Below are 18,057 nucleotides of genomic sequence, written 5' to 3'. Positions count from 1 at the left end.
GGTGCCTCATCCGTTGACCTTGCCACCGGCGATCGCGCGGGCGGCGGCGTTGACCATGAACGTCAGGACGAACAACGCGAACCCCGCCGAGATGTACGCCCCGGTCGGTAGCGGCCGGCTGAATTCCGAAGCGGCTGAAGCGATCTTGGAGGCAAACGTGTAGCCGCCGTCGAACACCGACCATGTGCCCGGCTTCGCGGCCGACCGCAGGATGATCAGCACCGCCACGGTCTCACCCAGCGCACGGCCCAGGCCCAGCATCGACGCGGCGACCACACCGCTGCGTCCGAAGGGCAGCACGGTCATCCGCACCACCTCCCACTTCGTCGCACCAAGTGACTGTGCCGCCTCGATCTGCATCAGTGGCGTCTGCCGGAACACTTCACGCGACACCGACGTGATGATCGGCAGGATCATCACCGCCAGCACGATGCTCGCGGTGAATATCGTCCCGCCACCCGCCAGCGAGACGTTGCCCTTTTTGAACAGGAAGATCCAGTCCAGATGGCGGTTCAGGAATTCAGCCAGTGGCTGCAGCTGGGGCGCCAGCACGAAGATCCCCCACAACCCGAAGATGATCGACGGCACCGCGGCCAGCAGGTCGACCATCGCACCGAACGGCCGCGACAGCCTGACCGGGGCGTACTGCGTGATGAACACCGCGATGCCGACCGCGATCGGCACGGCCAACACCAGGGCACTGACCGAACTGAGCACCGTCACCATGAAGAGGTCGCGGATGCCGAAGGCCAACTTGTCGCCGTCGGAGGTGTCGAATTTGGCGCTGGTGAAAAAGTTCACGTGGTTCGCGCGCAGCGACGGAATCGCTCGGACCAACAGGAAGACAGCGATTAACACGATCGCCACCACAATGGTGGAGCCCGCCGCCGCGGCAAGCAGTTTGAACAGCCGATCTGCCCGCCGCGACGCGCGCGCGTCTACCTCCGCTAGCGCAGCTTTGGCTAGCGGGGTAGTTACCACGTGAACCTCAGCTCAGGAGATGGCGTTAACTGCGGTCGACAACCTGGACTTGAAAGAGTCCGGGATGGGCACATATCCGTTGTCACCCAGCCCATTCTGGCCATTGCCGATAGTCGACTGCAGGAACGCCTTGACAGCCGTCCCGACCTGCGCGTCCGGGTATTTCGAGCAGACGATCTCGTAGGTGGCCAACACGATCGGGTACGAACCGGGTTGCGTCGGCCGGTAGAAGGACAGCGTGTCCAGCACCAGGTCATTGCCTTGGCCGGCGATGGTGGCGCCGGAGATCGTCTTGCCGACCGAGTCGGTGCCGATCGTGACCGGCTCGGGACCGGCCGACGTGATGATCTTGGCCATGTTCAGCTTCTGGCCCTGAGCGAACGACCACTCGTTGTAGGTGATCGACCCTTCAGTGCTCTTGATCGCCGCCGACGTGCCGTCGTTGCCCTTGGCGCCCTCGCCGACGCCACCCTTGAAGGCTTTGCCGGTGCCCTTGCCCCACGCGCCGTTAGACGCCGCGTCGAGGTAGCGCTGGAAGTTGTCGGTGGTGCCGGACTCGTCGCTGCGGAACACGACGTGGATGGGCGTCGCGGGCAGGTTGGTGCCAGAGTTCAGTGCCGCGATTGCGGGATCATTCCAGGTGGTGATAGCACCGTTGAAAATTTTGGCCAGAGTGGCTCCGTCCAAATTCAACGCGCTCACGCCGTAGAGGTTGTAGGTGACCGCGATCGGTCCGAACACCACCGGAAGGTTCCAGGCCGGCGCGCCGCCGCAGCGCTGCTGAGCCGCCGCCGCCTCTTCGGCGCTCAGCGGCGAGTCCGAGCCGCCGAAATCCGTTTGGTTGCCGTTGAATTCGCTGATACCAGCACCCGAACCATTGCCGGTGTAGTTGAGTGTCTGCCCGGGACAAGCCGATTCGAACGCTTTGACGAACCGAGTCATCGCGTTGGCCTGCGCGGTGGATCCACTGGCTTTCAGCGTCTTCTTGCCACCGCAACTGACGTTAGTCGGCGCCGAGGAACCTCCGGACGAACCTTGGCTTCCTCCACCTGCATTGTTGTCGCTCCCGCACGCCGACAGAACCAGTGCTCCTGAAGCCAGGACACCCAGCGCGGCGCCAAATCGGTTGAGTTTCAATTCAGTTCCTAACGGTAGTGATGAAACATACTAGTCGCCGTCCCTCCGCAGCGACCGTCAACCAGCCCCTTCATTGCTGTTCGGTAGCTACATTAACAACACGTAACTTCGGTTGGAAGGGTCGCACGATCGGCTACCGGACAGCTGTGCCAAACTAGAACCTGTTACAGAAATCCTCCCGGGACGGCGGACACTGCTGTTTCGGCCGACAACTGAAACGGGGCCGCAGTGATCCTCGACAGGTTCCGCCTCGACGACAAAGTCGCCGTCATCACCGGAGCCGGCCGCGGCCTGGGTGCGGCCATTGCGCTGGCATTTGCCGAAGCAGGCGCCGATGTCGTCATCGCGTCGCGAACACAATCCCAACTCGACGAGGTCGCCGAGCAGGTCCGGGCAATCGGGCGCTGCGCTCACGTCGTGGCCGCAGATCTGGCCCATCCCGAAGACACCGCGAACTTGGCTGCGGAGGCCGTCAACGCGTTCGGAAAACTGGACATCGTCGTCAACAACGTCGGAGGCACCATGCCCAACACGCTGTTGACCACCTCGACCAAGGACCTCAAGGACGCATTCACGTTCAATGTCGGCACGGCTCACGCACTGACCGTTGCGGCCGTGCCGCTGATGCTCGAACACTCCGGTGGCGGCAGCATCATCAACATCACCTCGGCGATCGGCCGGCTCGCGGGACGGGGTTTCGCCGCCTATGGCACGGCCAAAGCCGCGTTGTCGCACTACACCCGGCTCACGGCCCTGGACCTGTGTCCACGCATCCGGGTCAACGCCATTGCTCCGGGCTCCATCCTTACTTCGGCGCTAGACGTCGTGGCCAGCAATGACGAACTGCGCGCGCCGATGGAGCGGGCGACACCGCTGCGCCGCCTCGGCGACCCGGTCGATATCGCTTCTGCCGCACTCTATTTGGCGTCGCCAGCCGGCGGCTTCCTCACCGGTAAGACGTTGGAAGTCGACGGCGGGCTCACCTTCCCCAACCTGGAGATACCTGTACCCGATCTGTGAGGTCCGGCACGGGCATGTCGGTTTCCGTGGGAATCTTGGCTTAATCCCATTCCCCACGCCGCCCGTCCGGCACCAGAATTGAGACATCGCCAGCGAAGAGGGGAACGCGATGTCCAGACGGGTGCTGATCACCGGCGCCTCCAAAGGTATCGGCCGAGCCGTCGCCGACCGGGTGGCCCGCAACGGCCAGGAGCCGATCGGCCTGGCGCGGACCGCGCCGGAGGATTTCCCGGGACCGTTCTACCCGGTCGACTTGACCGACCAAGCGGGCACGGCGGCGACGCTGGCACAGGTGGTCGCTGATGGAAGGGTCGACGCGGTGGTCAACAACGTCGGGTTCGCCCGGTTCGGCCGCATCGGTTCGATCGAACTCGATGACCTGTTTTCGACCTACGACATGAACGTGCGCACCGCGGTGCAAGTGGTGCAAGCGGTGCTGCCGGGCATGACGGCCGCGGGATGGGGCCGGATCGTCAATCTCAGCAGCATGACGACGCGTGGGACCAACGAGCGCACGCCCTACGCTGCGGCGAAAGGCGCTCTGGAAACCTGCACCCGCATCTGGGCCGCCGAGCTTGCGGAGACGGGTGTCACGGTCAATGCCGTCGCGCCGGGACCGATCGAAACCGAGATGTACCGCGAGCGCAGTCCGGCAGGATCCGAACGCGAAGCTCGACTTCTCAGTGCCATCCCGATGCGTCGTGTCGGAACTCCTGCTGAGATCGCGCATATGATCTGCGCCCTACTGGACGAAGACGCGGGCTACATAACGGGGCAGGTGCTGCGGGTTGACGGCGGAGGGAGCATCGGCGCCGGCTAGCGGGCCTCTGCGCGGGGGCGGGTAGATTTCGGGTAACCTCACTTTTTTATTTGGTCCCGCTTCTCGACCGCCGAAGGCTGGTGAATGGCGCCGGAAATCACGTCCTCTGGCAGAACGAACTGGTACCTGCTGGGGCCCGCTTTCGTCGCCGCGATCGCCTACGTCGACCCGGGCAACGTCGCGGCCAACGTCAGCTCGGGAACCCAGTTCGGCTACCTCCTGTTGTGGGTGATCGTCGCCGCAAACGTGATGGCCGGCCTGGTCCAGTACCTTTCGGCGAAACTCGGTCTGGTCACCGGACGTTCGCTCCCGGAGGCCATCGGGGACCGGATGGCACGACCGGCGCGGTTGGGGTACTGGGCACAGGCCGAGATTGTCGCGATGTCCACCGACGTCGCCGAAGTGATCGGCGGGGCCGTCGCGTTGCGCATCCTGTTCGGCTTGCCGCTGCCGGTCGGCGGGCTGATTACCGGGGCTATCTCACTGCTGCTGCTGCTGATCAAGGACCGCCGTGGCCAGCGACTGTTCGAGACGGTGATCACCGGACTGCTGCTGGTAATCGCGGTCGGCTTCACAGCCAGTTTCTTCGTTGCGACCCCACCGGCCGGTGAGGTGCTGGGCGGCCTGGTGCCGCGCTTCCACGGCGCCGAAAGCGTGTTGCTGGCCGCCGCCATCCTGGGCGCCACGGTGATGCCGCACGCGGTGTACCTACATTCCGGGCTGGCCCGCGACCGGCACGGACATCCCGAGCCAGGGCCGAGCCGACACCGGTTGCTGCGCATCACCCGCTGGGACGTGGGGATCGCCATGGTGATCGCCGGTGGGGTCAACGCGGCGATGCTGCTGGTTGCCGCGTTCAACATGCGCGGTCATGGCGACGTCGGTTCCATCGAAGCCGCCTACGAGGCGGTACGCGGCACGCTGGGACCGACGATCGCGATCTTGTTCGCGGTCGGGCTGCTCGCCTCGGGCTTGGCGTCGTCCTCGGTGGGCGCGTACGCCGGAGCCATGATCATGCAGGGGCTACTGGACTGGTCGGTTCCGATGGTGGTGCGCCGGTTGCTCACGCTGTGCCCCGCGATCGCCCTGTTGGCACTGAACGTCGATCCCACCCGGACCCTGGTGCTTTCGCAGGTCGTGCTGTCCTTCGGCATTCCGTTCGCCGTACTTCCGCTCATCCGACTCACCGCGAACCGTGAGCTGATGGGCGGCGACGCCAATCACCATGCAACGACCGTCGTTGGCTGGGTGGTGGCGGTGATGATTAGTCTGCTTAACGTGGTGCTGATCTATCTGACGGTGACTGGTTGATGCCGGTCCGCCGGCACCCTTACTTCGCATACGGATCAAACCTGTGCGTGCATCAGATGGCGGAACGATGCCCGGACGCCGTCGACCCGCGGCCCGCGGTGTTGAGTGACCACGGCTGGTTGATCAACCAACGTGGCGTGGCCACCGTCGAACCGATCGTGGGCAACGAAGTGCACGGCGTGCTCTGGCAACTGTCCGACCACGACCTGAGGGTGCTGGACAGCGCCGAAGGAGTGCCGGTGCGGTACCGGCGCGATGAGCTGACCGTGCACACCGACTCCGGGCCGGCACCGGCGTGGGTGTACATCGACCATCGGGTGACGCCGGGTCCGCCTCGACCCGGTTACCTTTCGCGCATCGTCGACGGTGCCACCCACCACGGGCTGCCGCAACGCTGGATCGACTTTCTGCACCGCTGGGACCCGGCCCACTGGCCGCTTCGGCCAACCCCTAACGGGACTGGGCCGCAATCGCTTTCAGAACTGCTCGCGGAAACGGGGATAGTCGAAGTGAGCCGCTTGCGGTCCCGTTTCGGGTTTCTTGCCATCCACGGCGGCGGCCTGGAACAAATGACCGACGTGGTAGCCGAACGGGCCGCTGCCGCCGTCGACGCCTCGGTGTATGTGGTGCGTCACCCCGACCGGTGCAACCACCATCTGCCGTCGTCGAAATTCGATCCTGCCGAATCTGCCCGGCTGGCCGAGTTTCTCGAACACGTCGACGTGGCGGTATCGCTGCACGGCTATGGCCGCATCGGGCGCGAGTCCCAGTTGCTAGCGGGTGGGCGGAATCGCGCTCTGGCCGCGCATGTGGCGGCCCATATCCGGCTCCCCGGGTATGAGGTGGTGACCGATCTGGATGCGATTCCGGCCGAGCTACGTGGCCTGCACCCGGACAACCCGGTCAACAGGGTTCGCCACGGGGGGACGCAGCTGGAATTGCCGGTTCGGGTCCGCGGTTTGAGCCCGCGCAGTCCCCTGCCGGGTCCGGACGGCTTGTCGCCGGTCACTTCCGGATTGGTCGACAGTTTGGCGGCCGCGGCGCAGTCGTGGCAGCTTTCTACCCGTCGTTGAATGGAGGTTGTTGGTGGCCAAGGATTTCCGCTTTGGCGTGAGTATTCGCTATTTCAAGTCTCGCGCCGCGCTGGTGGAGACGGCGCGGCGAGCAGAAGACCTTGGTTATGACATTCTCTGTGTGCCAGACCATCTGGGCGCGGCGGCGCCGTTTCCGACGCTGACGGCGGCCGCCATGGTCACCGAGCGGATCCGGCTGAGTATGTACGTGCTCAATGCCGCCTTCTACAAGCCGGCATTGTTGAGCCGTGACATTGGCGCGCTCGACCTGCTCAGCGATGGGCGTCTGGAAGTGGGGCTCGGAACGGGCTACGTGCGTGAGGAATTCGAGGCCGCCGAGTTGCCGTATCCCAGCGCGGGCGCACGAGTCGACTATCTCGAACACATGGCCGTCTACCTCAAAGAGCATCATTCCGGAGTGCCAATCATGGTGGCCGGCAGCGGTGACCGGGTGATGACCCTGGCGGCGCGGCACGCCGACATCGTCGCCCTGACCGGGGCGAGAGTGCGCGACGTCGATGACCCCGTGGCCGAGCGAATCGCGTTCGTGCGCGACGCCGCGGGTGACCGGTTCAATTCTCTCGAGCTCAACCTGGTGATCACCGCCGTGCCGCGTAAGGGTGAGGCCATTCCCGACCTGTCGCTGACCCGCCGCAACGCACCGGACTTGTCCGACGAACAGTTGCTCGCCATGCACTCGGTGCTCAGCGGGTCCCCAGCCGAGATGGCCGAGACGTTGTCTAATTACCGTGACAAGTACGGAATCTCACACTTCACAGTGCAGGACAACCACATCGGTACCTTCGCCGACGTGATGGCGCAGTTGCGCTGAGATGATCTGCGGCCAACGAGCCACCTGATGCCGAAATCCAAGACGGCGACCCGTCTAGCAGCTCATTGAAGTCACATCGCAGCGTCAGATGATTGCCGTGTCAGATGATTGCAGTGTCAGATGGGCGACGCATAGATCCGGTTCGACGAACGCGTCCAGTCTGTCTACGGTTACTTGCTGATTTTCGAGAACTCCTTGCATGAGGCCCAGATGGATCGGGCAGACAACCTTGGCTCTGACCTCAGCGAGTTCGAGAAACGGGCAGTGGCGCAAGCCAATCTGTTGCTCTCCGCCGGATTCTCGACGTTCTGGCGCGAATCCGAGATCGTCGAGAACGCCCACCAGGTGGTCGATCGATTTTTTGGCTCCCGCCTTTTTCCCTTGCGCAGGTGACGTTCTCAACTCACGTCCCCAGGCACGGCCCGCGGATTGCGCCTTTCCCCGCACATTGCGGTTGCCGGCAAGACTCATGACGAGGATTTCAGCGAGCACCTGGAAGTTTCGCGGCCCGCTGCGGTCCATCTGTGGTGTCGCACGAAACATCAGCGGCGGGCGTCCCGGGCGTCTGCGGTCCGGTTCGATGAGCTCCACCTGGCCGTCGTCGGACAATGCATTCAGGTGGAATCGCACGGTATTTGGATGCACCTCAAGCACTTTGGCGATCGCGGCAATACTCATCGGCCCCGGGCCGGCCTTCAAAACCCGCAGCACATCACGACGCCGACCAGACGGCTCCTCGCGTGACACGGCGACGCCGCTCACGCTCACTCGGACGCCTGCTTGGGCAGGCTAGCCACCAGCGGTGCGTCAATTTTGAGCGGGCCCATCTTGGCCGCCCCACCCGGTGAGCCCACGGGTTCGTCGCGGCCGGGCAGCGTTTCGAAAAAGAATGCCGCGTTGTCCGCTTGGTAGGGCTGCAACTCTTCGGGTAGGTCGTCCTCGTAGTAGATGGCTTCTACCGGGCAGACGGGCTCGCATGCCCCGCAATCTACGCATTCGTCGGGATGGATATATAACGCCCGGCCACCTTCGTAGATGCAGTCGACCGGGCACTCCTCGACGCAGGACCGATCCATCACATCCACGCATGGCTTTCCTATCACGTATGCCATGACCTCGAATTTACACAAAATTGTTTGTAGAAACTAGTGGGATCTCAGCGGCGCAGACGATTGGCCTCGGCGCGCTGCCACCAAACCATCCGGTACGTCGCGCAGCGAGTTTGCCGATAGGGCGTACGGAAGTGCTTCCCCGCTGCGCACTCATGCTGTAGAGTTTGCACAATTCCAATTGTAAAAACCCCGGGGGCGTGAAATCCCAAGGCGGCCAACGAACTCGACATCCGACAGCTGCATGGATCACGCCAGGAAGCGAACAGCGTTGTGGTTGGTCGGCGAGGTGGTGGCCCAGCACCGAACCCGACGACGAGTAGCTCGGCAGCACAGTGTCTCCGTCGACACCGGGGACATTTTGACGGCCTTCACCATAGTCACCCACGAGACCCGTGGCTCCCGCCAGTTGATGGCTTGCATCGCCAAAGCTGGCGCACCAATAGAACCCGGAACCTAGAAGACAACACCAACAGTGGAGGAGCCGATGGCTACTGAAGTCGTACCGCAAGAATTGTTGGCGCGCAGGCCATTTCCTGCTCGGCTGGGGCCAACAGGCAGCTTGATCTACAAGATCGTCACAACCACCGATCATAAACTGATCGGAATCATGTACTGCGTTGCGTGCTTCACTTTCTTCTTCATCGGCGGCCTGATGGCATTGCTGATGCGGACCGAACTCGCGGCGCCCGGGTTGCAGTTCTTCTCCAATGAGCAGTACAACCAGCTGTTCACCATGCACGGCACCGTCATGTTGCTGTTCTATGCCACTCCTATCGTGTTTGGATTCGCAAATCTGGTGTTGCCGTTGCAGATTGGCGCCCCCGATGTCGCGTTCCCGCGACTCAATGCCTTGTCGTTTTGGCTGTTCGTGTTTGGTGCGCTGATCGCGATGGGGGGATTCATCACACCGGGCGGAGCCGCCGATTTCGGCTGGACCGCGTATACCCCGCTCAGCGACGCCATCCATAGCCCCGGCGCCGGTGGGGATCTGTGGATCCTGGGGTTGGCAGTCGGTGGTTTGGGCACCATCTTGGGTGCGGTCAACATGATCACCACGGTGGTGTGCCTGCGGGCGCCGGGGATGACGATGTTTCGGATGCCAATTTTCACCTGGAACATGCTGATCACGTCGATCATGGTGCTTATTGCGTTCCCACTGCTGACCGCAGCGCTGTTGGGGCTGGCCGCCGACCGCCACCTCGGTGCCCATATCTACGACCCGGCCAACGGCGGGGTAATCCTGTGGCAGCACTTGTTCTGGTTCTTCGGCCATCCCGAGGTGTACATCATCGCGCTGCCATTCTTCGGCATCATCTCCGAAGTGATCCCGGTATTCGCCCGCAAGCCGGTCTTCGGCTATACCCCGATGGTCTACGCAACGATGAGTATCGCAGCACTGTCGGCTGCGGTGTGGGCACACCACATGTTCGCCACCGGAGCGGTGCTGCTGCCATTCTTTTCGTTCATGTCGTATCTCATTGCGGTACCGACCGGGCTGAAGTTCTTCAACTGGATCGGCACGATGTGGAAGGGCCAGTTGACCTTTGAGACGCCGATGCTGTTTTCGGTGGGCTTCATGGCGACATTTCTGCTGGGCGGGCTGTCCGGGGTAATGCTGGCCAGCCCGCCGATCGACTTCCACGTCACCGACACGTACTTCTTGATCGCGCACTTCCACTACGTGCTGTTCGGCACCATTGTGTTCGCCACCTTCGCCGGCATTTACTTCTGGTTCCCGAAGATGACCGGCCGGCTACTCGACGAACGGTTGGGCAAGCTGCACTTCTGGCTGACCCTGATCGGCTTTCACACCACCTTCTTGGTGCAGCACTGGCTGGGGGACATGGGCATGCCCCGCCGCTACGCCGACTACCTGCCCATCGACGGCTTCCAGACGCTCAATGTCGTCTCCACGGCGGGCGCGTTCATCTTGGGCGCCTCGATGCTGCCTTTCGTCTGGAATGTGTTCAGCAGCTGGCGCTACGGAGAACCGGTCGTCGTAGACGACCCCTGGGGGCACGGTAACTCGTTGGAGTGGGCCACCAGTTGCCCACCGCCACGGCACAATTTCACTGAGCTACCCCGCATCCGCTCCGAGCGGCCCGCCTTCGAACTGCATTACCCGCACATGCTCGCACGAATGCGCGGCGAGCTGCATTACAGTCGCCGGGTCCATGCCGACAGTCAACGTGAGACGGCCAACACGGCATAGCAACAGACCACTGGCCTTCGCGCGGGTCCGCTGCCAGATCACCGGCTACCAAAAAACTCAGCCAGGTCATTCCGCAGCGATCGGCGGAACGGCCCGAAGTCCTTGTCAGAGTCGATCGGTTCTGCAATCCAGCCGACAATGACCATCTGGCAGCGATCGCTCTCTAGTCAATGCGCGGAGCGCAGTCTAGAGTTTACACAACTAGCACTTGTAAAAACGTTACGCTCTGAGAAGGGGTCGAGAAGTATGAGCATTGCGGAACGGGCCACGCAGACCACATGGGAAGGCCCGCTGGACTCGGGCGAAGGCAAGCTATCGCGGGGCAGCAGTGGGGCCCTGGATGGCCTGCCGTTGACCTGGGCCTCCCGAACTGAGCAGCCGGGCGGCAAGACCAGCCCCGAAGAGTTGGCGGCAGCGGCGCACTCATCGTGTTTCTCGATGGCGCTGGCGCTGAAACTGGGTGAAAACCGCACGCCGCCACAACGACTCGACGTCACGGCCACCGTGACCTTGGATGCGGTCGACGGAGTGCCGACGATCACAACGTCGGAGTTGACAGTGAGGGCGCAGGTCGACGGCCTGGACGACGATGCGTTCGCGGCCGTGGTGAACCAGGCGGCCGCGCTGTGTCCGGTGTCGCGATTGTTTGCCGGGGCCACGATCAGTGTCGACGCACAGCTCGACCAGAGCGACTCAGTCCGTCCCGCCGGCTAACCAGAGGAGCACATGATGGGCGACCTGGCTGTATCTGCCGAGATGACATGGGAACACCGCGAAATCGACATCGTGATAGAGACTTTCATCGAGAAGCTCGATTGCGGCAGCTTGCAGCACGAACTACTCACCGAAGCACTGGAGGCGCTGCGCCGCCACATCTACCTCGAAGAGGTGTTCCTGTTTCCACCGCTGCGGGGCGCCGGGATTATGATGCCGATCTTCCTGATGATGCGCGAGCACGGTCAGCTGTGGCGCACCATGGACACCCTGACCGATCTACTTGCTGACGGAAACGACACCGTGCGACTCAGGAACACGTGCACACAGCTGTTGGATCAACTCCTTCGGCACAACACCAAAGAGGAAGCGGTCATCTATCCCATCGCCGACGCCTCGCTGCCACCGCAAACAACAGCGGAACTGAGCCGGTTCATTGAGACCGGACGCACACCCGCTGGATGGGTGTGCCAGCAGGCGAACGCTTGAGCTTTGAACCCGCTGAAGTAGCGAAGGAGGATTCTCAATGCGCGTGGTAGTGGATCGTGATCGCTGTGAGGGCAACGCCTTCTGTGTGAACATCGCGCCCGATGTGTTCGAACTCGACGACGACGAGTACGCGGTGGTCAAAACCGATCCCGTCCCGGCCGAGCAGGAAGCGCTCGCGGAGCAAGCTATCGGCGCGTGCCCTCGCGCGGCACTGTCGCGGGAAGACTAGAGCTGTACGTCGACCCCACAGTCAATTCAATTGCGTTACAGGGGTAGTCGCCCTCTTGGCTCCTGCGCAATCGCCATCGTCTACACACCGTTGAGAACGTCGGCTGCAGAGTCGGTCTGACCGAAGTCACACCGACTCTGCAGCCGTCTCGGTAGCCGCATCCCGCGGTACCGGCCCCCCTACAGTTTGATCAGCCGCAACCGCCACGCATCCGGCCCGCGTTGCTCGTACTGGACCTCGAGCCGGCCCGATGTGCGGCCGTTGAGTTGGTGCAGCAGCGGGATCGGGTCGTGCGGAGCCACCAGCACCAAAGCGCCGCCGGGCGGAACGGCATCGAACGCGCCGAACACCGTTGCGTGCCGGATGGAGTGCGGCACCTCGCGGACGTCGAGCACGAGATCATCGTCATCGGCTTCGCAGCAAGCGCAGCTGTGTGACTGCTCGTGGCCATCGGCGGAGGGAGCACACCCGAGGAGTTCGTGCATGCCGTCGGTCACCTCGACCAAGGACACGTTCGGGTCGGCGGCGACGATCGGCAGGATCCGCTCGTTCTCGTCGACCAGGTGTGCGTCGAACAGCACCCGCAGGGCTTGACCGGAACCAGCCGCGCGCACCGGCGGTTGCGTACGGATGCCGTCGACGAGGGAGCCGATGACGCGGTGCGCCGCGATCATCGATTCGATCAGGGGCCGCGCGTGTTGGGTGCGGGTTGCGGCCGGGTACAGCCGCTCCTCTTCGGCGGCGGCGTGCGGCAACAGCTCACCGGCCAGGAAGTCCAGGGTCGCCGCACGCGCCGTTTCGAAGTCCGTACCGCGCTCGACTGCCGACACCATCGAATCGGTCAGCACCGCGAGCTGCCCGGCGAGTTGGGCGTGGTGGTTCGTGATGGCTTCGACCGCCGCGGCATCAGCCGCTGTGGACGCCACGATTACATCGTTGGCTGGCATGTTCGGTTCCTTTCCGTTGAGCCCATCGCTCGGCTGAGCGAAAGTGACTCATTGCCCTATGTGCATCGCCCGATAATTTACTACAGTAAATTCCGTGAAAAAAGAGTCGATGGTCCTGGGCCCCCGGCCGATGCCGGTACTACAAGCGCCGGTGGCGCTGTCCGGGCAGCGACTGCGGGTGCTCGAGTACGTGCGCGCACACTCCCCCGTCCGGGTCGCAGACGCCGCCGCCGATCTTGACCTGCACGCCAACACCGTTCGCGAACATCTCGACGCGGTCGTCGACCTTGGGCTCGTCGAACGCTCCATCGCCAGGACACTCGGACGCGGACGTCCGGCCACGGTATATCGGACGTCTGCCGCCGACCCCGCGGTAACGATGCGTGACTACGCGGGTTTGGCGACCGCGCTGGCCGGACAACTGGCCCGCACCAGCCCCCACCCGGAGCGCGACGCGCGGGCCGCCGGCGTCGAATGGGGACGCGAACTCATCGACGAGTGCAGCCAGGCCGGTGGCGATGCGCGGCAATCCGTACTCGAGGCGCTGGACCGCCTGGGCTTTGCGCCGGACGACGACTCGGACGCGCTCGGTGCGCACCGAGGCATCGCCCTGCGCCGCTGCCCTCTGCTGGACGCGGCCCGTCGCTATCCGAGCATCGTCTGTCAGGTCCACCTCGGCATCGTCGAGGGAATGCTGGAGCGTCTCGGAGCCGCCGGTGCACCGGCACCCGGCCTCATCCCATTCGCCGAGCCCGGCGCTTGCCGGCTATTTCTGCCCGATCCCGTTGTGCGGCATGATGACTGACCGAAGGGTGCCGCCCAGGGCGTTGCTTCTGATGCCGGGCGGGTTCGCGTTGTTGGCCGGACTCGACGCGGCGCTGATGCTGCTCGGCCTGCCCGCACCGATCGAAACCACCCGGTTGACCGAGGTGCACGGCGTCCTGCTGGTGCTCGGGTTCGTAGGCACGGTGGTCGCGCTGGAGCGGGCCGTGGCCGCACAGCGGTGGTGGGCCTACCTGAGCCCGATGTCCCTCGGCGCCGGCGCAGTGTTGCTGGTCACCCGGGCGCCCCGAAACCTCGGCGGCGTCCTGTTGCTCGCGGGATCCGCCTTGTTGGTCGCGGTGTACGTGCCGTTGTGGCGACGAACCGCCGACGTGTCGGTTCTGGTCCAGGTCGGCGGTGCGGTGTTGGCAACCGGCGCGGCAATGTTGTGGCTGGGCGGCGTGCCGGTTCCCGATCTGCTGCCCTGGCTTTCGGGATTCCTGATCCTCACCATCGTCGGGGAGCGCCTTGAACTCGCCCGCATCGCAACGATCGGCACCCGAGCCGAGGGGCTACTGACGGCCATCGCCGCGGTGACGGTCGCCGCCACTGTGGCCGCGCTGTTGTGGCCGACCTGTGGCTATCCAATGCTCGGCGCGGCGCTGTTGACGACGGTGGCGTGGCTGGGCCGGTTCGATGTCGCCCGCAGCACGGTGCGCGCGACAGGGCTGCCCCGATACATGGCGGTGTGCCTGCTCGCCGGTTACGGATGGCTGCTGGTGCCGGGGACGACCTGGTTGCTGGTCGGCCAAATACCTTCAGGCGCAGGCTATGACGCGGTGGTGCACGCGGTAATGCTGGGCTTTGTGCTGTCGATGATCATGGCGCACGCACCCGTGATCTTGCCGGCCGTGTTGCGTCGCCCGCTGCCCTACACCCCGCTGATGTACGGCCCGGTCGCGGTGTTGCATGTGTCGCTGCTGGTGCGGTTGGTGGCCGGCGACGCACGCGGCATCCACTGGGCGCTGCAGGCCGGTGGTGTGGTGAATATCGTGGCGATCCTCGGATTCATTGTCGTTGCTGCCATTTCGGCCCTGCGCGCAGCCAATCGAGTGCCCGCATGAATCGTTCGGGATGGCACCTACGTGTCGGGACCGTCGTGTTCGCCTGGCTCGCAGCGCTCGTCTCGGTAGCGGTCGCGCATCGGTACATTCCGTTCTCCGGCTGGCTGTTGGTCCATCTGCTGGCGCTGGGCGCGGCCGGCAACGCGATCCTGATCTGGAGCCGGCATTTCGCCGACGCGTTGCTGCGCCGGCCACCAGATTCGGCGCGGACCGCAGAAGTGTTGCGCATCGCGGCCTTTAACGCCGGTGCCGTCGCGGTGGTCACCGGCATGCTGGGCCGGTGGTGGCCGGCGGTACTGGCTGGTGGTGTGGTCGTCGCGGTCGTCGCCCTGGCGCACGGGGCGACCCTTCTGCAGCAGATGCGCACCGCGCTGCCCGCCCGCTTCGGCGTCACCATCCGCTACTACATCGCCGCGACGTGGTGTCTGGCGGTCGGCGCGGGACTCGGTGTGGCGATGGCGAATTCGGCGCTCCCCGGCCGTATCCAGGAGCGGTTCGTCATCGCGCATGCGGCGGTGAACTTGTTCGGCTGGGTGGGCCTGACGGTACTGGGCACGCTGGTCACGCTGTGGCCGACGATGCTGCGCACCCGGATGGCCACCGGGGTCGAGGCGGCCGCTCGCCACGGCCTGCCGGCCCTGTTGACCGCCCTGGTTGTGACCGCCGGCGGCGCAGTGGTGGGATCACCACCGATCACCGGACTGGGTGCCCTCGGGTATCTCGGTGCCGCCGGGATCGTGCTGCGACCACACCTCGACGAGATCCGCCGCAAGCAGCCCAACGACTTTGCGACCTTGTCGGTATTGGCGGGTGTGGCCTGGCTGATCGGGTCGCTGGCGTTCGCCGCCATCGCCCTGACGATCGCGCCGACCTGGCCGGCGGTGGTCACGGCGGCCGGGAAACTCACCGCACCAGTGCTTGCCGGTTTCCTGGTGCAGGTGCTGCTCGGATCACTGACCTACCTCGCGCCTGTCGTGATGGGCGGGCGTGCGGCGACGCTGGCTGCCGGAGCCGAACTCGAGCGGGGGGCCGCGTGGCGGGTCACCGTCGCCAACGCCGGGCTGTTGCTCTGTGTCCTCCCGACGCCGAGCCTGGTGCGCGTCGCGGCATCGGTTCTCGTGCTGTTGTCGTACGCAACCTTCCTACCGCTGCTGGTTCGCGCGGCATGGCGGGTACACCGGGATCGCGACAAGCCCACGGCCCCAGGACAACCCGCGGCGGCACCCCCGGGGCGGCGCCTCGGCGTCGCGGCCGCCGGACTCGGGGTCGTCGTGCTGGCGACCGCGGCCGGCGTGGCTGCCGACCCCGCGTCGCTCGGCATCGGCACGTCACCTCGGGTAGCCGTGGCCGCCACCGGGCACACCACCACGGCGTCGGTCCGAATCGAGGGCATGCGCTTCGTGCCGGACACGGTCGAGGTTCCCGCCGGGAATCGGCTGCGGATCACCCTCGCCAACACTGGCACCGACCAACATGACCTGGTGCTGTCCAACGGCAGCCGCACCGGACGGATCGCGCCGGGCGAGTCGGCCGTCCTCGAAGCCGGGGTGATCGGCTCCAGTCTCGACGGCTGGTGCGCCGTGGCCGGACACCGTCAGATGGGTATGACTTTTAAGGTCCGGGCGACCGGAACGCCAATGCCCACAACGGATTCCGTGCATTCAGGTCACCAGGGGCCGGCCGCCGGCGCGACGATCCCTGCCGGTGACATCGCCCGCAGCCTCGGTGCCGCCCCCGCTCCGGGTTTCACCGCGCGCGACGCCGCACTAGCACCGGCTGCGGCCGAGCATCGCCTGACGCTGCCGGTGACCGAGATCCGGCGGGAGGTCTCCCCCGGAATCACCCAGCGGCTCTGGACGTTCGGTGGTACCGCGCCCGGGCCGACGTTGCGCGGAAAGGTCGGCGACGTCTTCGAGATCACGCTCGTCAACGACGGCAGCACCGGGCATTCGATCGACTTCCATGCGGGAGCGCTGGCGCCCGACGAACCCATGCGGACCATCCAGCCCGGCCAGCACCTGGTGTACCGGTTCACCGCAACGCGGGCGGGAATCTGGCTGTACCACTGCTCGACGATGCCGATGTCGCTGCACATCGCGAACGGCATGTTCGGGGCGGTGATCATCGACCCGCCGGACCTGCCGCGCGTCGACCGCGAGTACCTGATCGTGCAGTCCGAGATGTATCTCGGCGTGCCCGGCGGCGAGGCGGACGCCGACAAGGTCGCCGCGGACAGGCCCGACCTGGTGTTGTTCAACGGCTATGCCCGTCAATACGACCACGCGCCACTGACCGCTCGGGTGGGCGAGCGCGTTCGCATCTGGGTGCTCGCCGCCGGGCCGAACCGAGGCACGTCGTTCCACGTCGTCGGGGGGCAGTTCGACACCGTGTGGTCCGAGGGCGACTACCGGCTGGGCGGCAAGGCGGGCCGGGGCGCGGGCGGCGCGCAGACACTCGGATTGTTCGCGGCCCAAGGCGGATTCGCGGAATTGACCTTCGGTCAAGCGGGTCGATACCCGTTCGTGTCACACGCGATGGTGGACGCCGAACGCGGCGCCCACGGCATCATCGAGGTGGCCCGACGGTGATGGACGACCAGAGAGTCGCACCACTCCGCGCAGCGGGCTGCGGCCGAAAGGACCCGGGACGGGCGGTCCGGAAAGCGGTCGAGAACAAACAGAGCGCTTTGCGCGCAGCGAGAAGAGGCGACCGCGGGAAATGACCGTGCCAGCTACACTCACACCCGCCGAACCCCGACTTTCGCCATCCTGGCGGGAACGGCAGAGGATGCCCAGAACACGTCGCAAACCATCAGCGGCCCCCAACGACTAGGTTTAGTCAGGTATTCAAAGACGTTTCCCCGCCCTCGTAGCTCAGGGGATAGAGCACGGCTCTCCTAAAGCCGGTGTCGCAGGTTCGAATCCTGCCGGGGGCACCATGTGATGTCGCAAGACATCGGAATAGCTCTGAACCTACGTTAGGTTCGGGGCTTTTTCCGTGTGGGGCCTTTGGGTGCGCCGGTGGGTTGGTAGTTCCTGGTGGGGTCGAGGGTGAAGTCGCGGAGTAGTTCTCCGGTGGCGGCGTTGATGATTCTGATGTTGAGGTCTTGGACGAGGATCAGGACGCGGGTTCGGTAGTGGGTGCGGCCGATGCCGATGTGGTGGAGGCGGCCGTTGACGCGCAGGGTGATTGATCCGGCTTGGTCGACGCGGTCGGTGCGTACGCGGTTGTGGGTGTCGATGCGGGTTGCTGGGTCGGCTTTGGGTCGGCTGGTGTAGGCGGTGGCGGGGGTGG

At 64.8% G+C, this 18,057-nt stretch carries 16 protein-coding genes, 1 tRNA gene and 2 pseudogenes; 13 read left to right on the top strand and 6 right to left on the bottom strand.

All coding sequences use genetic code 11. The annotated features are described in order from the left end of the window. Nucleotides 1–6: 6 nt before the first annotated feature. Both pstC and pstS read right to left on the bottom strand, forming a co-directional pair. On the bottom strand, nt 7–981 hold the full coding sequence (gene pstC, locus A5636_RS21800) for a phosphate ABC transporter permease subunit PstC (RefSeq protein WP_065160717.1): 975 nt from the start codon (nt 979–981) through the stop codon (nt 7–9). Between the two features lie 12 nt (nt 982–993). Further along, nucleotides 994–2,118 (bottom strand): phosphate ABC transporter substrate-binding protein PstS, encoded by a 1,125-nt coding sequence (gene pstS, locus A5636_RS21795; RefSeq protein ID WP_065160716.1) that lies wholly within the window; start codon nt 2,116–2,118, stop codon nt 994–996. 228 nt (nt 2,119–2,346) lie between these two features. Here pstS and A5636_RS21790 point away from each other — a divergent pair, with 228 nt between their 5' ends. The 5 genes and pseudogenes from A5636_RS21790 (at nt 2,347) to A5636_RS21770 (ending at nt 7,174) form a co-directional block, all read left to right on the top strand. Next, nucleotides 2,347–3,138, top strand: coding sequence for an SDR family oxidoreductase (locus tag A5636_RS21790; RefSeq protein WP_065160715.1), 792 nt, complete (start codon nt 2,347–2,349; stop codon nt 3,136–3,138). 109 nt (nt 3,139–3,247) lie between these two features. Beyond that, on the top strand, nt 3,248–3,958 hold the full coding sequence (locus A5636_RS21785; protein WP_065160714.1) for an SDR family oxidoreductase: 711 nt from the start codon (nt 3,248–3,250) through the stop codon (nt 3,956–3,958). Nucleotides 3,959–3,983: 25 nt separating this feature from the next. Further along, nucleotides 3,984–5,269, top strand: a pseudogene (locus A5636_RS21780) (Nramp family divalent metal transporter). Continuing rightward, on the top strand, nt 5,269–6,342 hold the full coding sequence (locus tag A5636_RS21775; protein ID WP_065160712.1) for a poly-gamma-glutamate hydrolase family protein: 1,074 nt from the start codon (nt 5,269–5,271) through the stop codon (nt 6,340–6,342). The pseudogene A5636_RS21780 and the gene A5636_RS21775 overlap by 1 nt, the downstream one beginning before the upstream one ends. Before the next feature lie 7 nt (nt 6,343–6,349). Then, nucleotides 6,350–7,174 (top strand): LLM class F420-dependent oxidoreductase, encoded by an 825-nt coding sequence (locus tag A5636_RS21770; protein WP_081287925.1) that lies wholly within the window; start codon nt 6,350–6,352, stop codon nt 7,172–7,174. A gap of 84 nt (nt 7,175–7,258) precedes the next feature. On the opposite strand, the gene A5636_RS21765 is transcribed toward A5636_RS21770, so the two are convergent. Beyond that, complete coding sequence (locus A5636_RS21765) at nt 7,259–7,942, bottom strand: helix-turn-helix transcriptional regulator (RefSeq protein WP_065160710.1); 684 nt, start codon at nt 7,940–7,942, stop codon at nt 7,259–7,261. After that, complete coding sequence (gene fdxA, locus A5636_RS21760) at nt 7,939–8,286, bottom strand: ferredoxin (protein ID WP_065160709.1); 348 nt, start codon at nt 8,284–8,286, stop codon at nt 7,939–7,941. The genes A5636_RS21765 and fdxA overlap by 4 nt, the downstream gene beginning before the upstream one ends. Nucleotides 8,287–8,770: 484 nt before the next feature. Here fdxA and ctaD point away from each other — a divergent pair, with 484 nt between their 5' ends. The 4 genes from ctaD to A5636_RS21740 all read left to right on the top strand — a co-directional run bounded on the left by ctaD (nt 8,771) and on the right by A5636_RS21740 (nt 11,930). Then, a complete protein-coding gene (gene ctaD / locus A5636_RS21755) occupies nt 8,771–10,498 on the top strand; it encodes an aa3-type cytochrome oxidase subunit I (protein WP_065160753.1) in 1,728 nt (575 codons plus the stop codon). 246 nt (nt 10,499–10,744) lie between these two features. Beyond that, a complete protein-coding gene (locus A5636_RS21750) occupies nt 10,745–11,212 on the top strand; it encodes an OsmC family peroxiredoxin (protein WP_065160708.1) in 468 nt (155 codons plus the stop codon). A gap of 15 nt (nt 11,213–11,227) precedes the next feature. Next, nucleotides 11,228–11,701, top strand: a complete 474-nt coding sequence (locus tag A5636_RS21745) for a hemerythrin domain-containing protein (RefSeq protein WP_065160752.1) — start codon at nt 11,228–11,230, stop codon at nt 11,699–11,701. Between the two features lie 37 nt (nt 11,702–11,738). Then, nucleotides 11,739–11,930 (top strand): ferredoxin, encoded by a 192-nt coding sequence (locus A5636_RS21740; RefSeq protein ID WP_065160707.1) that lies wholly within the window; start codon nt 11,739–11,741, stop codon nt 11,928–11,930. Between the two features lie 179 nt (nt 11,931–12,109). On the opposite strand, the gene A5636_RS21735 is transcribed toward A5636_RS21740, so the two are convergent. Continuing rightward, the gene (locus A5636_RS21735; protein ID WP_065160706.1) at nt 12,110–12,877 is read right to left on the bottom strand and encodes a DUF2249 domain-containing protein; all 768 of its coding nucleotides are present in this window, start codon (nt 12,875–12,877) and stop codon (nt 12,110–12,112) included. A 94-nt stretch (nt 12,878–12,971) separates the two neighbouring features. Between A5636_RS21735 and A5636_RS21730 the strand changes: the two genes are divergently transcribed. The 4 genes from A5636_RS21730 (at nt 12,972) to A5636_RS21715 (ending at nt 17,701) form a co-directional block, all read left to right on the top strand. Then, nucleotides 12,972–13,682, top strand: a complete 711-nt coding sequence (locus A5636_RS21730) for a helix-turn-helix transcriptional regulator (RefSeq protein WP_065160705.1) — start codon at nt 12,972–12,974, stop codon at nt 13,680–13,682. Next, nucleotides 13,675–14,763 carry a hypothetical protein gene (locus A5636_RS21725; RefSeq protein WP_065160704.1) on the top strand — a complete coding sequence of 363 codons (1,089 nt, stop codon included), beginning with the start codon at nt 13,675–13,677 and terminating at the stop codon, nt 14,761–14,763. Before A5636_RS21730 ends, A5636_RS21725 begins: the two co-directional genes overlap by 8 nt. Beyond that, nucleotides 14,760–17,351, top strand: a complete 2,592-nt coding sequence (locus tag A5636_RS21720) for a multicopper oxidase domain-containing protein (protein ID WP_065160703.1) — start codon at nt 14,760–14,762, stop codon at nt 17,349–17,351. The genes A5636_RS21725 and A5636_RS21720 overlap by 4 nt, the downstream gene beginning before the upstream one ends. A gap of 274 nt (nt 17,352–17,625) precedes the next feature. Then, a tRNA-Arg gene (locus A5636_RS21715) sits at nt 17,626–17,701 on the top strand. 39 nt (nt 17,702–17,740) lie between these two features. Here the strand turns inward: A5636_RS21715 and A5636_RS26670 are convergent. Then, nucleotides 17,741–18,057: pseudogene (locus A5636_RS26670) on the bottom strand (IS481 family transposase); the annotation flags it as partial.

It is taken from the genome of Mycobacterium asiaticum, from assembly GCF_001673315.1.
GTDB lineage: Bacteria > Actinomycetota > Actinomycetes > Mycobacteriales > Mycobacteriaceae > Mycobacterium > Mycobacterium asiaticum_B.
Note: the sequence above shows the minus strand (reverse complement) of the source record. Positions and strands in the feature narration are given on the sequence as shown.